Genomic DNA, 15,712 nt, shown 5'->3' with positions numbered 1-15,712 from the left:
TTATATCTCCTTTACATTATCTAAGAATTGTAATGCTTGGATAAGTTCTAAATTTCCACCAGCAACTGGTTTCCATGTATATTGTATTGCATCACCTTGAGCATCAAGAATATTTTGGTAAAACCCTTCTAAACCAACATTAATAACTTTAGGTTCATTATCTAGAATGTTTGATTGATAGATTTCATCATCAAAAGATGAGGTTGTTTCTTTTTCATTCAGTGGTAATGATTCTAACGTTAATGGTTTACCAATAATTTCTAATGCTGTTAAGACTGCTTCTTGATTTGACTCGCAAACAATAACGCCTAAATCTTCAAGTATTTGAACCTGATTATCATAGCCTTGTTTGTCTAAATTCGTACCACAAACACTTGCAACAAAGGATACATCAGGCTTTTGATTCATGACATCAACAATAGCTGGCGCTAAGGCTGTAGCCATATCATCGTGAGAACCATAACCAATGACAACATCAAATAAAACAACACCCAAGTCCTCTGACTTTGCAGCATTTTTGAGATAATCAATTCGTATACCAGGATCAATCATTGGATGTGGTTTACCTTGAGTATATTGATCATCACCCAAGTCAATTACATCAAAACCATTGACACCTTCAATATCTTTCGCAGTTTCAGGAATACCCACCGCTTTACTAATTAACATCGACGCCTCAGACGCTAACGTTCCACCCGAGTAATAAGCTTTGATAACTTTGTTTGTTTGTTTTGCATCAACATCTTTCGCAACACCCTGTTTTAAATCTTTAATTGGATTTTGGTTGTTGTCAAACATCACAGCTGCTCGAGCTGCTTCTGCTAATGTATAAGCACGATAAATGTTTGGACTATGCTCGACAGGTTTTTCACCTAAAAATAGCGTAACCACCGGTTTATCTAATGTATTGATATAATCATTAATTTTATCTTGTACTTTCTTTGAACTAGGTTTTGATAAGACAACAATAACATTTGTATTTTCATCATCTTTTAATGCTTTGATGGATTGAAGCATTGTCACCCCACCAATTTCATCATGTAAATCACGACCACCCGTTCCTAATGCACTGGAAATCCCTTTCCCCATTTTGTGAACCAATGTCGTAATTTCTTGAATCCCTGTCCCGGATGCCCCCACAAGTCCAATTGAACCATTCGCAACTTTATTTGTGAACGCAACTGGAAGTCCTTTGATAATTCCTGTTCCACTATCTGGACCCATCACCATAAGATTCTTATTCAATGCTTTGTGCTTTAAGATAGCTTCATCTTCAAGTGACACATTGTCACTGAACATAAAGACATTTAAATCATTATCCAATGCTTTATGCGCTTCATGTGCTGCATAAATTCCCGGAACTGAAATCACTGCCAAATTTGCATCAGGCTTGGCTTTCATTGCTTGATTCCAAGTTTCAACGGTTGTTTGACTTCCAGAATCTGATGAACTGTCAGATTGGTTTAAAAACTCTTCAATTTTTTCCATCATCAGTTCTTCAATTTCATCACTTTCAACGTCCGCAACAATTGCGATATCATTGGCACTGGCCTGTTCAACCTCTGGCGTCAGCATACCGCTTCCTTCAAAAATACTCTTATTGGCATCCGTTGCCATCATTACAGAAATCTTTTTAACACCCTCTAGTGCAGAAATTTCGTTTGTTAACAGCATGAGGACGATTGAATCCTTATAACTGTTTTTCATAATTATTGTTCTATACATACGATCTCCTTTTCTTTGTTTATGTGTATTTATAACTTATATCAATACCATCTTACATCTATATTTTAACGCATTAACCTGAGCAAGTCATCGGTCATAGAGTACAATTTATTGTCATTGTTGTGCATGTTGCACATATATTCTCAAAATGGTAAACTATACATAAGAAAAGAGGGTATTCAATGGAAAACATCATACTTATTGGTAATCCTAAGGCAGAAAAAACAATTCTGTACATTCACGGCGGAGGATATGTGATGGGGAGTGCAAATGACCTTCCCCAAGAACTTCAAGCATTATTTATTGAAAACGACTACAAAATCCTAGGTTTAAATTACCCCTTAGCCCCCCAAGTCCACGTCGACATCATTCTTGAAGAAATAGAATCAATGATTAACCAAGCTCTTCAGTCTTATTCTGTCGATTCTTATTCTCTTCTTGGTCGTTCTTCTGGTGGAAACGCAATGCTAAGTATTAATCCACAAAACTTACTCTTAGAGCCACAATCACTCTTGCTTTTTTACACCTATGCGTCCTTAGATCTTAGTTGGATGCATCAAGCAATTCGAAACCTTGATTATCCCATCAACAAAACACTTGTAGAGACCACAAATACCAGTAAACAAATCCAATACTCACGATCAATCGATGATTTTTATAGTTATTACTATTCTCTTAGAAAGATGGGTATTTGGCCTGATACCATTCAAATAAAAACCCATGATATTCTTTGGGATCGTAATATGCCTAGTTTCATCATTCACAGCATGTTTGATCCTGATGTCCCATACCGTTGCGCTTTAGAGCTCAAAGATTACTTTATAAACTCTGAGTTTCTAACATTTACCCAAAAACAACATGCTATCGATCACAATCTTGATATAATAGATGAAATAGTTGTAAAGCTCAATGACTTCTTAACAACACTCAAGGAGGAAAACCAATGATCACAATTCAAGCAATCTTAGAACAGAAAATGTTTCAATACCTCAAACCCCTCACAAAACCATCCACACTCCAACGAAAAGTGGATACTGTGGATCTGACTGAGGCACCCGATGTTTCAAAATATACTTCGCCTTATGCCTTTATGCTAACAACCGCTATGATTTTTAAAGATGACCAAATGAAATTAATTCCTTTCATTGATTCTTTAATTAGCGTTAATGTCGCCGGGTTAGGGATTAAAACATCTCGTTTTTTAAAAACACTGGATCCACGCGTTATCGAGTACGCTGATGAACATAATTTCGCACTTGTTGAAATACCTGATGGAACAACACTTGGTTATACAGCACATACTCTTTTTGATTTTATTCTTGATAAGAATAACCAACAAATTTTATACGCATTGGACATTCAAAAATTTTATTCTAACCTTGTCATCAACAATGCAAACATCAATGAAATTTTAGAGGAACTAAGCCAAATTATTGAAACACCAGTTTTCTTAATGAATCCTTTCCTAACCTTATCTGGTGCATCTTCAACCCTCTCTGAACGCTTAACATTGACAGACAATACTATGTCTTCAATTAGAAATGCTATCACTCGTAGTGCACCTGACTCCACGATCAAAAACTTAGAAATCCGTGATAACCAAGGTCACCATACGTTTATCAATATTTTCAATGTTTCGATCAGTAAAAAATTTCCTTACTATTTAATCGTTAGTCATGATAACAATTTAAGTTATCCACTCTCTGATTTCGCCATTGAACAAAGTATCACTGTTTTAACTTACATCATTTACAAAAACCAAAAAGTCGAAGAAACCATGGTTCAAATGCAATACAATTATTTTAAACGAATTATTAGTGAACAAAACCAAAGCGCCACGATCGTCCACAGTCTGATTGAACAAGGTTTAAACTATGGTTTAATTAATTCCAATAGTTATCGTGTCATTATTTGTGATACAAAAATTGATGTTTTGTCTCAAAATGAAAAAAGTGAGTATGCTTATGCACTCTATTCATGGATTGTGGAATCGACATTAATTCACCTAAAACACAGTTTAGCGTTCTTTGATGATGAAAATAATAAAACAATCATCTTAATGCAGTACAATGTTCCTAATTATGAGAACATCCTATACAATTCAATTCAATCATTAAAGCAAGACTTCGCTATTGATGTGCATTTTGGAATTGGTACAGAAGTTGCTCACTCATACGATATTAAAAACTCTTATTTTGAAGCATTAGAAGCTATAAAATATGCCAATGACCATACAATCAACCACTTCAAACCAAAAGGTATTTATACCCTCTTGCATAACACTGACCGTAAATCTGTTCAATATTTTATTGAGATGCATCTTAAAGACTTAGCGTTTGAAAACAATGAGTTTAATAACGAGTTGAGAAGAACCTTGAAAGCATATTTAGACAACCAATGTGAAATCAGTTCTACAGCCGACGAATTGTATCTGCATCGAAACACCATTATTTATCGTATTAAAAAAGCAGAAGATATACTGGGAGTCGATTTAAACGATTCAGAAACTACCTTATCATTGCGCATTGCTTTGGAACTGTATGAATCTGCATAGAAAAAGCCGTTATCGCATTAACGGCTTTTTTTTGCATATAATTTCATTGGATCCACATCATCCACTGGAATTGGGATATGTTCAATTTTCAAATCTAATCTGTCTTTTTGTCCTTTAAGATAATCATAAATTTGGCCTGAAATCGTCAGCCCAACCTCTGCACCTTCTTCAACAGTATTGGCAAAGTATACATGTTTAATTTGAGTAATGCCAATAGCACCTAAGCACATTGGACAAGGATGACCACTTGCATAGATTATACACCCTGATAAATCATTCGTTTGTAATTTTTGTTGGCCTTCTCTGATTGCAATCATTTCGGCATGGCCAGATACATCATAGGCTTGATGTAACGTATTGACACCTTCACCAATTATGATGCCATCTTTCACAAGAACTGCGCCATACGGTGTGCCGCCATTTTCAACATTTTCTATCGCCAAATCAATGGCACGATGTAAAAATTTTTCCAATAGAATCCCTCCTCTTTTTAAAAACAAGGTGTTGACTTATGCCAACACCTTTTATTATACCTTAATAATTCACTTCAGTAGTTCTGGAGTTTCTGACTGTAACGTTACCATCTTTCACAACCATTAATTTTGTTGGTAAGTCGATGATGGCATTTTCATATGATTTTGTATCAAGTAAAATCATTGTTGCTTTATTTCCTTCTTCAATGCCGTAACCTTCTAAACCAATTGCACGAGCTGGATTTGTGGTAATCATTGGTAAAACTGTATGCAAGTCATCCGCTCCACCTAAGTGTGCGACTGGAATTGCAAGCATAGCTGTTTGGAAAATATCCCCATTACCATAAGGAGTAAATGGATTTCGGATATTATTTGTCGCGATACAGACATTCACACCACCATCTCTTAACTTACGGATTGGTGTTAATGTACGACGAACATTATAAGTATCTTTTCGACCTCCTAGGTGAAGGTCAGTTTGTGGAAGAGCCATGACACTAATGTCAGCTTCTGCCATTAATTTGATAATACGATCTAATTCTTCAGGTTCTAAGTCTGCTATAGCTGTCAAGTGTCCCACAGATACACGACCATGGTAACCTTCTTCAATTGTTTTCTTTGCAAGATATTCAATTGAAATCTTATCAGCATTGTCTGCGAAATCTTGATGTAAATCAATATCTACATCATATTTTTTCGCAACTTCAAAAACAAAATCAATGTGATCATTGGCATCTAAATCATTGTATGGAACTGCCCCTACTAAATCAGCACCCTTATCCATTGCTTCGTACATCATCTTATCAGTACCAGGCGCTTTATGGATTCCTTCTTGAGGGAAAGCAACAACTTGAATATCAATAAAGTCTTTAAATTCTTCTTTGATTTTCATGATTTCTTCAAATCCTGTGAAGCCTTGCTCTGGGTCAAATTCAGCATGAGTTCTCATGTAAGTTACACCATTTGGGATAATCATTTCTTTTAATACACGAGTTGCACGATCATAAATATCTTCAGATGTAAATGTAGGTTTTAACGATGCAGTCACTGATAAAGCTTCTTGTAACGTTCCTGATTTGTTTGGCTTACGATCAGCAATTAACGCTTTATCAAGGTGAATATGACTTTCGACCAATCCTGGGATTAGTACACGTCCTTCTCCTTCAATGACTTCTTTAGCATCTCCTGTAATTCCTGACGCTATTTTTGTAATAACACCATTTTCTACAGCTACATCAACGAGATTGTCTTCTTTTGATAGTCGAACATTTTTAAATAATAAATCCATAATATTTTAAAATCTCCTTTTCTATTTTTATTTCTTAAAGAACGATAAATGATAATAAAATTAAGATACCAACAGCAGATAGAATCCACTTCAAGTTACCTTTCACAACATCAATGATATCAACTTTGAACCCTGATGATAAAGCTTGCATTGTGATATTAACAACACATAACTGACTTCCAAGTCCCGTTGCCATCGTTACCAATCCAATTGCAAGTGGGGAGAACCCAAGTGCGATTCCAACCGGTAGGACAAGTGCGAGAATGGAACCAACATAAGCACCCGCTGGAACACCAATTGCGAAACCAGCAAGAATAGCTGTTGGAACAACCAAGAATGTTGGAGCACTTTGTGCTAAGTTAGCGATAACCGAGAATGCCCCTGTTCGAGCAATTACGTAAATAAATCCTAAGAAAATACCAACTTGGAACAATGCTTTTAAGATATAGGTTGATCCATCAACCAATGACTTAAAGGTCTTATCAACTGTAACATCTGTACAAAGTATGATTAATGCAAGGGTTCCAATCATATTTACAACTGGAACAAATAAACCAAATCCAATTGCCTTATTAACGACAGGACCAGCAATAACTGAGAATAACAAGAAGACAGCAGGAACTGTAAATTTCGCAAGTTCTTTTGATGACATCGAAGCAAATCGATTATCTGGATCTTCTTTAAAGGTTAACTTACGTTTCTTTGCACCAAAGAATGCAAGTAAGACCGCTAGAATAACAAATCCTGCCCAGAATGGACGCATGGTTGTGACATAAACACTTGGATCAATATTCCCAAGTTGAGCCACCATACTTGTTTCAAGTGATGCTGGTGAAGTTGTGAATGATACAGCAACCGCTAACGACATCGCCGCAATTAATTCAGGCGTTGCTCCCACAGCTGCGAACGCTAAGGGTGCAATAACCATCGCACTTCCACCACCAATACCTGACATATATGTTGCTGCTGCAACAAGAATTACGATAAACGCAGAGACATATTCAACTTTCCCCTTGATGCCTCGTTTTACTAATTCAAGTGAAGCAGAGTAACTTCCTGCACTAAACACTGCCATCGCTATTGCAGAGTTTAAGATTGGTACTGTGTTTGATAACATTTGCGGAATCGCAGTCATCAAATCACCATTCAATGTTGCAAGATCAACATTACCAATAAGCATTGCTAATACTGCAGCAATGAAACCAGCTAAAATCATATCAACCTTTAAGAACAGCAATACCAATACCACAATCAATGGAACAAGTGATAAGAATGAATCTAAGGCCCCTGATGGCGCTGTAATTTCATTCATATCCAGTGCTGAAACCCCAAGCGTTGAGACTTGCAGTAAAATCACTGATAGAAAACTAACAAAGAGTATTCGTTTGAAATACTTCATAACAATAATTCCTCCTCTTTCTAATGTACATTTAACTATATGGGAGCGCTTCCTATGATTCCATGGTATCACATATCATGCCGTAATCTACCATAATGTACTAAATTATCGAAATATTGTACGAAGTGCACAACGGTATTTTTTTGTATAGGCAATGTTGCTTGTTAAAAATAAACAGTTTATTAATTTCATTTTGTCAGTTATACTAAAATTATATGAAAGGAAGTGTTAGAATGCCCGTTATATTACAAATGCATTTTGATAAAGAAGGTCCGTTTGGTGAAGATTATGTACCTTTAGGTAAAGATAGAGCTGAAAGCATCAACCATGAACCTGGTTTTATATGGAAACTTTGGACAGAAAATCCAGACGAAAAACTTGCTGGAGGAATCTACCTATTCGATACCAAAGAAAACGCACAAAACTATGCAGATATGCATCTCAACCGATTAAAGTCACTAGGATTCAAAAACTTTGAAACCCATATTTTTGAAATCAACGAAACATTAAGCGACATTAACTCAGGACCTTACAAAGTCTAGTAATATTAAAACCTCCAATCAAATTGATTTGATTGAAGGTTTTTTTATATAAGTTGAAGTACAATTGCTTGATAAGGTTTAATTTCGATAACATCTTTATTATACTCTACCTCTTGATTGCTAAATAATACTTTTTTAATTTCTGTGGTGAGAGGATACGTATAGTTATTATTTGAAAAGTTATTAAGAACAAGGTAGTGTTCATTATTATCTTCTCGAATATAATTAAAGAGATGTTCATGATCAGAATCAATAAATCGGATTGTACCTGTTTGGAAAGCTCGGTTAGCTTTTCTGAGTGCAATTAATGCTTGATAATAGGTTAAAATCGAAGGGCGATTCATTTGCTCACTTGCTGGAATTAATTCTTCTGCCAAACTAAAGTCTAGCCAAGGCTTTGTCGAACTAAAGCCATAGTTATCTTCAAGGTTCCAAGGCATCGGAGTTCTTCCATTGTCTCTTGACCGTTCATTCAATACTTTTAAACATTCATCATTCCCAAGGTTTGATTGATGTTCTTTGATATAATTAATGGCTTCCACATCTTTGTACCTATCCAAGTTATCATATTCAGTATTTGGTATACCTAGTTCTTCACCTTGATAAATAAAAGGAGTTCCTTGCATTAAAAATGTTGCGGTTGCTAGAAGACTTGCTGATTCTTGATGATATTCTTTGTTACCAAAACGGCTCACTGATCGTGGTTGATCGTGATTATTTAAAAATAACGCATTCCAACCACCCTTTTCTGAAAGCTCTGTTTGCCACAATCTCCAAAGATCAAACAATTTTTTGGGTTCAAAGTCTGCTAGTTCCCATTTTTGACCATCACGATAATCCACTTTTAAGTGGTGGAAACTAAAGACCATTGATAATTCATTACTCTTTTCACCAGAGTATAGTGAACAATCTTCAATATTTGTTGATGACATTTCTCCAACTGTTAGAATATCATCATGTCGACCAAATGTATGGTCATTCATCTCTTGAAGGTACTGGTGTATATTAGGACCATCCGTATAAAAGCGACGACCATCTCCAACCAAATCATCTTCATAAATCTCAGGCTTTGAGATTAAGTTAATAACATCCATTCTAAAGCCTTTAACACCTTTAGCAATCCAAAAATTAAGGACATCATATAATTCTTGTCTTACTTTAGGATTATCCCAATTTAAATCTGCTTGCGTTACATCAAATAAGTGAAGATAATATTTATCTAAGTGTTCGACATATTCCCAAGCATTCCCACCAAATTTAGAAATCCAATTTGTAGGTTTATCTTTAAAAATGTAGTAATCCATGTATTCAGGATCACCTGTTAACGCTTTTTTAAACCATTTATGTTCAGTTGATGTATGGTTAAATACCATATCTAACATGATGTCTAAATTTCTTTTTTTGGCTTGGTCCACTAACTCATCAAAATCATCCATAGTCCCAAACAATGGATTGATTGCTCGATAATCAGCAACATCATAACCATTATCATTCATCGGTGAGGTGAAAAACGGTGTAATCCAGATCATATCAACCCCTAACGATTGAATATAATCTAAACGATTAATAATTCCTCGTAAATCACCAATACCATCACCATTTGAATCTTGAAAAGACTTCGGATAAATTTGATAGATTACAGTATTTTCTTTTGTTCTAAGCATTTTCCACCAACGAGACTGCCTGTTTTAAAACACTTTCCCCATCCATCATGCCATAATCAATCATAGATATTGTTGCAATGGTGACATGAGGGAGTTGTTCTTTTAACATCGCTTCTTGAAATTTAACTTGTGGAGCGCACAAGATAACATCTGAATCAGATGCTTCTTGTTTTGCTCGACTAATTGCGACTGCTTGAATTTCACATTTGAGTGCTTGTTTATTTGCTGATGAAACCATGGTTTGGACAAGAATACTTGTTGACATACCACCAGCACATACTAAAGTAATCTTCATTGATTAAGCCTCTAACGCTGCTTCTTCGCGTAATTTTTGTTTGTCAAATGCACGAACAAATGGCCAATAAATCACCATACAAACGACAAGAAGGAAGAGACCAAAGATAACTCCTCTTACACCAGAAGTAAATAATGGACGTAGTAATTCTGGAGTTCCAGAAGGAACACTAACACCATTGGGTTGAGGTAAGAAACCAACAACAATTGCGACATAGGAAAGAAGGACACTTGCGACTGGTGTTAGAATCATTGGAATCGCTAAAATTGGATTTAAAATCATTGGCAAACCAAATTTCAATGGTTCACTAATTCCAAAGAATGCTGGTACTAAACCTAAACGACCGACTTTCTTTAAATGTTGACTCTTTGTATTGAAAGATAAAATAATCGCCAATGCAAGGTTACGTGGACCTTTTTGATTTTGGATAAATGATACTGTGATGATATATGGTAAGACTGTTGCTCCAGCTTGGAATGCTTCCAAGTTAGCAACATCCATTGAATAAAAGACCGTTAATAAAATCGGATTAACAACATTACTTCCATGAATTCCAAAGAACCATAGAACTTCCATTAATGCGACTAAAATAACAACTGTGAAAATATTTGATCCCATTGATTGTAACGGCACTTGTAAGATTGCGAAAAGTGCAGCATGAGCATTTCCATAACTTGTTAATGCGAATAATCCATTCATAATACCAAAGACTATTGCAACAAAGATTGCGGGAATTAATGCTGTAAATGTCTTACTTACAACAGGTGGAACGGTGTTTGGCATTTTAATCGTGATATTTTTTTGAATCACAAACACATAAATACGAGTAGCAATCAATGCACTCATCATACCAACAAATAAACCACGTGATCCTAAATAAGTAATCTCTAATGCTGTTGATTTATCAAATGTTGTTAGCGGTGTGATAATCATAAAAGCCATAATACTAATCATACCTGCTAGTAAACCATCTTCATCAAATGATTCCGCAAGTTTATGACCAATTAAGAACACAACATATAATGCCATAAAATTCATGGTTACTGTAAATATTTTCGTTAATGCTGCATGAATTCCTGTTGACATGATAAATGCTTGATAGGGTGCTATGTTTAGTTGACTAAGCAACGCACTGATTGAGCCAATAACCATGATTGGCAAGAGTGACATCATTCCCCCTGATAATGCTTGTAAATATTTATTTGTTTGAACCTTTGACATTGTCTGGTTCAGTTTATCTAATTTTTCTTGAAATTTCATTTCTTTCTCCTATTCAGTTAATCTTTGACGTATTGCATTAAGGTCTTCATCACTCAGTGCTAAAGCTTCCTTAAAATAATTATCATAAGAACCGTATATTTCTTTAATTTGTTTCAATGCCGCTTCCATATAAATCCCTTTTGAAAGTTGCATTGTATGTAATAGTTCTAATATTTCTTCATCATCTGTGTATTGACGATATCGATTCATTTGGCGTTTGTTTCGCTCTGATTTATAGTACGTTGATAATTCATAATCATGAATTATATTTTCTTCATCGACTCCCAAGATAAGTTGAAGAATTGCTACTCCAAATCCAGTGCGGTCTTTTCCACCACGACAGTGTTGAAGCAGTGGCAAAGTATCGTCCTTTAAAAACAAGCTGATATAGCTTTGGTATGCTTCTATTGCTTCTTTTGATGTAGAGAATTTTTTATATTCATGGAGCATATTCTCTTCTGGATTGCCATAAATACTTGGATCAAACGTTCCTGCTTTCAATAAATCAATCGTACTCATGTTTTTCTTTTCTTGAACATCAACAGATCCAGCAGCAAGCTGTGCTGTCGTTGCATTGGGGTCAAGTGAGTACGTTTTTGTATTTGGAATTAATTTATTAGGAAAATTACGTGCTTCTAAGTCACTTCTAAAATCCACAATGGTTCGCAGTTCCATGTCAACAAGACGTTCAATATCATCATCACTTAAATCAGACAATTGATCACCTCTAAAAAGAACGCCCCACTTAACATGCTTTCCATCTTTTGTTGGATAACCACCATAATCACGTAGGTTATGGGTTCCATCTAAATTGATGTAGCGATTAGCAACAAGCTGTTTTTGACCATCTTTAAAGACTAAAACATAGTAATTTCTCGTCGTATCATGCAGTTTCTCTAATTCATTATTATCCTTACTTATTGTCCCTAAATAATGTTTATCATCGAGTGAAGCGGTTGGTAAAGAACCAACATAAACTTTGATTAACGCATCTTCTTCAATGTTAAATTTAACACTTGATTCTAACTCAGTTATTGTAATCATTCAATTTCACCTCTTCGAATTTGTTCAACAATAAAAGCCCCATCCATCATGCCATAGGCAGTTTCATTAATAACTGCAACTTTGGTCCCTTCCAAGGCAATTCGCCTTACTTCTGATATATAATTAGCAACTTGTGGTCCCACTAAAATAACATCTAAATCCTTTCGATGTCTTTTAATTGTTGAATAATCTGTTGCCCATATTTTGTACCCTAAATCTTGTTTGTCTGCATACTCTTGCATATGCATAGCTAAGATACTTGTCGACATTCCACCTGCGCATACTAATAATATATTCATTATAAAGCCTCCTTAATTAATGATAATTCCTTTCGGATTTCATTCATTTCCAGTGCCATATCCAAAACGACTTCTGCACTCGACACATGATCTTGTGCATGAACCATCAACATATTAATTGACGTCTGTGATTCCTTTATTTCATTTTGTATAATCTCAGTTTGCATTTGATGTGCTTGATTCAATTCTAAACGAGCTTGTTTTAAAAGCCGATCAGCTTCTTCAAATTCTTTTGTTCTCCCAAGTTTAATTGCTTCTCTTGCTTTACTCTTAGAATTTCCTGCGTGAAGAATTATCTTAAAACTTGCGGAATAATCATTCATAATAACCTCTAATCTATTTGTAAAATAATCTCTTTAAAATTTTCATAACTTGGATTTTTTACAAGTTTCTCTAAATACTTTTTGTTCGTAATTAGTTTAGACATAACCCGATAAAACCGTTGTAAATCCTTCATGTCACCTTTTTCAATTGAAGCCATAAAAACAACATCGACTTTATGTTTTCCCCATTGAACAGGTGTTTCTAGAATACATACACTCACAAACGTATCATCTGTAAGTGGCGTGTTAGGATGTGGAAATGCCACACCATCCATTAAGTCTGTACTCGAGATAGCTTCACGATTTAACACTTCTTCCATGAAGTTAGTCGGAACATCCTTCACTTCTTTGATTTTTCCAACCATTCGTTCCATGATTTCTTCCTTACTGCTTGCCTTCACAAGTGATAAGAATAGTGACTCAGGGAAATAATCAAGAATATCAATGAGTCCATATGTCTCGTCTTTAAATACCGCATTAATTGTTCCTATGGAACGTTCATCCAGAAAATGTGGGATGACAAAGACACCTTGATTTCGAATTGGAATTGTACTAAAGATATAATCATATTTTTTCAAATCTAATTGATCCATTGCATTTAAACTCGTTGTTTCAACGGTATTGATAAAGTTTTCAAATTCTGATAGGAATTGATGTTTTAATAACTGAGAAGTCCCTTTACCTGATGAACACACAATCAAGATATCAAACGTATCTTTTTTACTTAGTTTTTTTGAAATAGCAACTTGAAAATGCAAGGCATAGTAACCGATTTCATTTTCATCTAAGACAATTTCATAGTATTCATTGATCACTTGACTTGCGACATTCGCTAAATCATAAGCAGCAATAAATTTCGATTTAATATCGCTTAACAACTCGTTTCTCATTGACAAGTTATGCTCTAAACGATGAACCAAAGGAATTGTATGATGAACCAGCAATACACGTAAATTTTGATTTCGAGTCAAATCAACACTTCGCTCATCGTTTACTCGTTCCAACATTCCATCCACAAGATTCTCAGCATGCATTGCCACTGCATTTTTCTCAAGACTTGGAATAAATATTTTCCCTGACAAATGAATCATCAAATAACGAACTTCACTTTCATAAACCCTTGGCCCTATCACACTTTCTAAATCTTTGTATAGAGCTTGAGCATAATGATAAAGTAAAGAATCATCATCACTCTTCATTGATTCTAAGTCAAGAATATTATTTGTATTTATACGGTGTACCATGACAATAATATGGTTAATTAAATTATCCAAAATGAAATCCGCAACTTCAATATTTAACCGTTGAAAAAAACGGATAACAATTCTATTAATCATGATGACTTGTTTTTCTAAGATGAGTTTTGAACCATTCGAACCATCGTTAGTGTAATCAACAATAAACTTACGAATATTATTTTCATGGCCTGCAAACTTGATTCCTTCATGACGAGTATTCTCTAAGGTAATGTCATAAGACTCAAGTTGCTTTCGTAGAATTTTTAAATCACTGAACACTTGAGACCTTGAAATAAACAATTCACGTTCTAATCGATCCGTGTTAATAAGCTCTGATTCATCCAAAACTAACGAAACAATTTCATCAAGCCTTACATCACGATTACTCAATAATTCATGTTCTTTGTTGAATTGATTCATAAACAAATCAAATTTATGCTGATTTTGAATCAATAACTCAAATCCTTTACCGGGAATTCCTTTAATCTCTGCAGTGTTTAGCGGTAAAGTTGAATTTAATTGAGCAATTCTGTTAAGAATTGTTTTAGGGCTGACATTCAGCTCTTTGCTTAATTCAACACTGGTTAAGTAACGGTCTTCACCAATGTTCATTTTTAGTAATTCTAGGATTCTTTGCGAAACCATAAACTCACCTCACTTGTATAATATCAAAGATTAAACCGGTTACAGTATGAAGGCTTACCATCAACTAAGGAACCTGACTAGACTCTTTAACATTTGTATCTTTTATTTTAACGTAAGACAATTAGAAGGTCTACGATGGTCATCCATTAAAGTTCATTCCACATAAAAAGTACGTTTTTGATTAAACGTACTTTTATTAAAATAATATGGGTAAGAATATAATTTGAGTAAAAACATGAACCAAGACATGACTAAGCATTGAATAACACAGACCATATTTCCAATAAAGCCAACCAAATAAGAGTCCCGGTACAAAATTCAAGAGTAGAATTCGGATCACAATGATTAGACTTAAGCCAAATATCACGGACGCTGCAGGAAGATGCCCTAATGCAAAAATCAAGGATGATATTACAACTGCAAAGATATAGGTTCCAACATGATCACTTCTTAATATCTTTTGGGTCAACCACACAATGAGTGTTAAAACACCAAATCTCAGTAGTATTTCTTCGATGATACCACCGTATAATAAACTTGCAATAAAGAATGTCCATGAGAACTGATAGGGTTGAAGTTCACCAAGGTATGGTTGAAAAACAAACCATTCTAATCCAGTATTTAGAAGTGCTACGACACAACTCATGATGATAACTTTAATAAATACATCCCGTTCAAAAACGAACGAAACCTTTAAATTTGTCTTTGGAGCGAGAACACTCCCAACACCATAAGCTATCAACGTCATCACTATAATTTGAATTACACCGACAAACAGCAACATTTCTAAAGATCCTAATTGTGCAATCGCAACGTCTAACATTGAGGGTGGCAACGTGTTTATTTGTTGGTAAACTAACATAAATCCTGAAATGCCTGATATTATAATTATTAATATTAAGTCTCTTTTTTTCATCAGTTCCTGCCTTTCATTCTTCTTCAAGTTTACCATAAAAAAAGTTG

The 15,712-nt window shown here is 34.9% G+C and carries 15 protein-coding genes; 3 read left to right on the top strand and 12 right to left on the bottom strand.

Annotated features, from left to right (window positions below; genetic code table 11):
- Entirely contained in the window at window positions 1-1,725 is a 1,725-nt protein-coding gene (gene fdrA / locus GVV10_RS01410) for an acyl-CoA synthetase FdrA (protein WP_159518780.1), read from the bottom strand.
- Between the two features lie 182 nt (window positions 1,726-1,907).
- On the opposite strand from fdrA, the gene GVV10_RS01405 reads away from it, so the two are divergent.
- On the top strand, window positions 1,908-2,672 hold the full coding sequence (locus tag GVV10_RS01405; RefSeq protein ID WP_159518778.1) for an alpha/beta hydrolase: 765 nt from the start codon (window positions 1,908-1,910) through the stop codon (window positions 2,670-2,672).
- Window positions 2,669-4,279: a PucR family transcriptional regulator gene (locus GVV10_RS01400; protein ID WP_159518776.1), complete on the top strand. Its 1,611-nt coding sequence runs from the start codon at window positions 2,669-2,671 to the stop codon at window positions 4,277-4,279. The genes GVV10_RS01405 and GVV10_RS01400 overlap by 4 nt, the downstream gene beginning before the upstream one ends.
- A 17-nt stretch (window positions 4,280-4,296) precedes the next feature.
- Here GVV10_RS01400 and GVV10_RS01395 read toward each other — a convergent pair whose 3' ends face one another.
- From GVV10_RS01395 to GVV10_RS01385, 3 genes are all read right to left on the bottom strand, one after another.
- Window positions 4,297-4,752, bottom strand: coding sequence for a nucleoside deaminase (locus tag GVV10_RS01395; RefSeq protein WP_159518774.1), 456 nt, complete (start codon window positions 4,750-4,752; stop codon window positions 4,297-4,299).
- 61 nt (window positions 4,753-4,813) lie between these two features.
- On the bottom strand, window positions 4,814-6,040 hold the full coding sequence (locus GVV10_RS01390) for an amidohydrolase family protein (RefSeq protein ID WP_159518772.1): 1,227 nt from the start codon (window positions 6,038-6,040) through the stop codon (window positions 4,814-4,816).
- 34 nt (window positions 6,041-6,074) lie between these two features.
- A complete protein-coding gene (locus tag GVV10_RS01385) occupies window positions 6,075-7,439 on the bottom strand; it encodes a citrate transporter (protein WP_159518770.1) in 1,365 nt (454 codons plus the stop codon).
- A 233-nt stretch (window positions 7,440-7,672) separates the two neighbouring features.
- Here GVV10_RS01385 and GVV10_RS01380 point away from each other — a divergent pair, with 233 nt between their 5' ends.
- Window positions 7,673-7,981, top strand: a complete 309-nt coding sequence (locus tag GVV10_RS01380; protein WP_159518768.1) for a monooxygenase — start codon at window positions 7,673-7,675, stop codon at window positions 7,979-7,981.
- Between the two features lie 44 nt (window positions 7,982-8,025).
- Here GVV10_RS01380 and GVV10_RS01375 read toward each other — a convergent pair whose 3' ends face one another.
- The 8 genes from GVV10_RS01375 to GVV10_RS01340 all read right to left on the bottom strand — a co-directional run bounded on the left by GVV10_RS01375 (window position 8,026) and on the right by GVV10_RS01340 (window position 15,665).
- Window positions 8,026-9,645 carry an alpha,alpha-phosphotrehalase gene (locus GVV10_RS01375; protein ID WP_159518766.1) on the bottom strand — a complete coding sequence of 540 codons (1,620 nt, stop codon included), beginning with the start codon at window positions 9,643-9,645 and terminating at the stop codon, window positions 8,026-8,028.
- Window positions 9,638-9,940 carry a PTS sugar transporter subunit IIB gene (locus GVV10_RS01370; RefSeq protein WP_159518764.1) on the bottom strand — a complete coding sequence of 101 codons (303 nt, stop codon included), beginning with the start codon at window positions 9,938-9,940 and terminating at the stop codon, window positions 9,638-9,640. Before GVV10_RS01370 ends, GVV10_RS01375 begins: the two co-directional genes overlap by 8 nt.
- 3 nt (window positions 9,941-9,943) lie before the next feature.
- A complete protein-coding gene (locus tag GVV10_RS01365) occupies window positions 9,944-11,200 on the bottom strand; it encodes a PTS sugar transporter subunit IIC (protein WP_159518762.1) in 1,257 nt (418 codons plus the stop codon).
- 9 nt (window positions 11,201-11,209) lie between these two features.
- The gene (locus tag GVV10_RS01360) at window positions 11,210-12,244 is read right to left on the bottom strand and encodes a tyrosine-protein phosphatase (RefSeq protein WP_159518760.1); all 1,035 of its coding nucleotides are present in this window, start codon (window positions 12,242-12,244) and stop codon (window positions 11,210-11,212) included.
- Complete coding sequence (locus tag GVV10_RS01355) at window positions 12,241-12,543, bottom strand: PTS sugar transporter subunit IIB (protein WP_159518758.1); 303 nt, start codon at window positions 12,541-12,543, stop codon at window positions 12,241-12,243. Before GVV10_RS01355 ends, GVV10_RS01360 begins: the two co-directional genes overlap by 4 nt.
- Window positions 12,543-12,866, bottom strand: coding sequence for a PTS lactose/cellobiose transporter subunit IIA (locus GVV10_RS01350; protein WP_159518756.1), 324 nt, complete (start codon window positions 12,864-12,866; stop codon window positions 12,543-12,545). Before GVV10_RS01350 ends, GVV10_RS01355 begins: the two co-directional genes overlap by 1 nt.
- Window positions 12,867-12,874: 8 nt before the next feature.
- Window positions 12,875-14,749, bottom strand: coding sequence for a BglG family transcription antiterminator (locus GVV10_RS01345; RefSeq protein WP_159518754.1), 1,875 nt, complete (start codon window positions 14,747-14,749; stop codon window positions 12,875-12,877).
- Window positions 14,750-14,945: 196 nt separating this feature from the next.
- Window positions 14,946-15,665: a CPBP family glutamic-type intramembrane protease gene (locus tag GVV10_RS01340; protein WP_159518752.1), complete on the bottom strand. Its 720-nt coding sequence runs from the start codon at window positions 15,663-15,665 to the stop codon at window positions 14,946-14,948.
- Window positions 15,666-15,712 lie beyond the last annotated feature (47 nt).

The organism is Erysipelothrix urinaevulpis, from assembly GCF_009828835.1.
Classification (GTDB): domain Bacteria; phylum Bacillota_I; class Bacilli_A; order Erysipelotrichales; family Erysipelotrichaceae; genus Erysipelothrix; species Erysipelothrix urinaevulpis.
Note: the sequence above shows the minus strand (reverse complement) of the source record. Positions and strands in the feature narration are given on the sequence as shown.

Coding starts and splice junctions, on each gene's coding strand:
- fdrA (WP_159518780.1), bottom strand. CDS start 1,725: ATGTATAGAACAATAATTATGAAAAACAGTTATAAGGATTCAATCGTC.
- GVV10_RS01405 (WP_159518778.1), top strand. CDS start 1,908: ATGGAAAACATCATACTTATTGGTAATCCTAAGGCAGAAAAAACAATT.
- GVV10_RS01400 (WP_159518776.1), top strand. CDS start 2,669: ATGATCACAATTCAAGCAATCTTAGAACAGAAAATGTTTCAATACCTC.
- GVV10_RS01390 (WP_159518772.1), bottom strand. CDS start 6,040: ATGGATTTATTATTTAAAAATGTTCGACTATCAAAAGAAGACAATCTC.
- GVV10_RS01385 (WP_159518770.1), bottom strand. CDS start 7,439: ATGAAGTATTTCAAACGAATACTCTTTGTTAGTTTTCTATCAGTGATT.
- GVV10_RS01380 (WP_159518768.1), top strand. CDS start 7,673: ATGCCCGTTATATTACAAATGCATTTTGATAAAGAAGGTCCGTTTGGT.
- GVV10_RS01375 (WP_159518766.1), bottom strand. CDS start 9,645: ATGCTTAGAACAAAAGAAAATACTGTAATCTATCAAATTTATCCGAAG.
- GVV10_RS01370 (WP_159518764.1), bottom strand. CDS start 9,940: ATGAAGATTACTTTAGTATGTGCTGGTGGTATGTCAACAAGTATTCTT.
- GVV10_RS01365 (WP_159518762.1), bottom strand. CDS start 11,200: ATGAAATTTCAAGAAAAATTAGATAAACTGAACCAGACAATGTCAAAG.
- GVV10_RS01360 (WP_159518760.1), bottom strand. CDS start 12,244: ATGATTACAATAACTGAGTTAGAATCAAGTGTTAAATTTAACATTGAA.
- GVV10_RS01355 (WP_159518758.1), bottom strand. CDS start 12,543: ATGAATATATTATTAGTATGCGCAGGTGGAATGTCGACAAGTATCTTA.
- GVV10_RS01350 (WP_159518756.1), bottom strand. CDS start 12,866: ATGAATGATTATTCCGCAAGTTTTAAGATAATTCTTCACGCAGGAAAT.
- GVV10_RS01345 (WP_159518754.1), bottom strand. CDS start 14,749: ATGGTTTCGCAAAGAATCCTAGAATTACTAAAAATGAACATTGGTGAA.
- GVV10_RS01340 (WP_159518752.1), bottom strand. CDS start 15,665: ATGAAAAAAAGAGACTTAATATTAATAATTATAATATCAGGCATTTCA.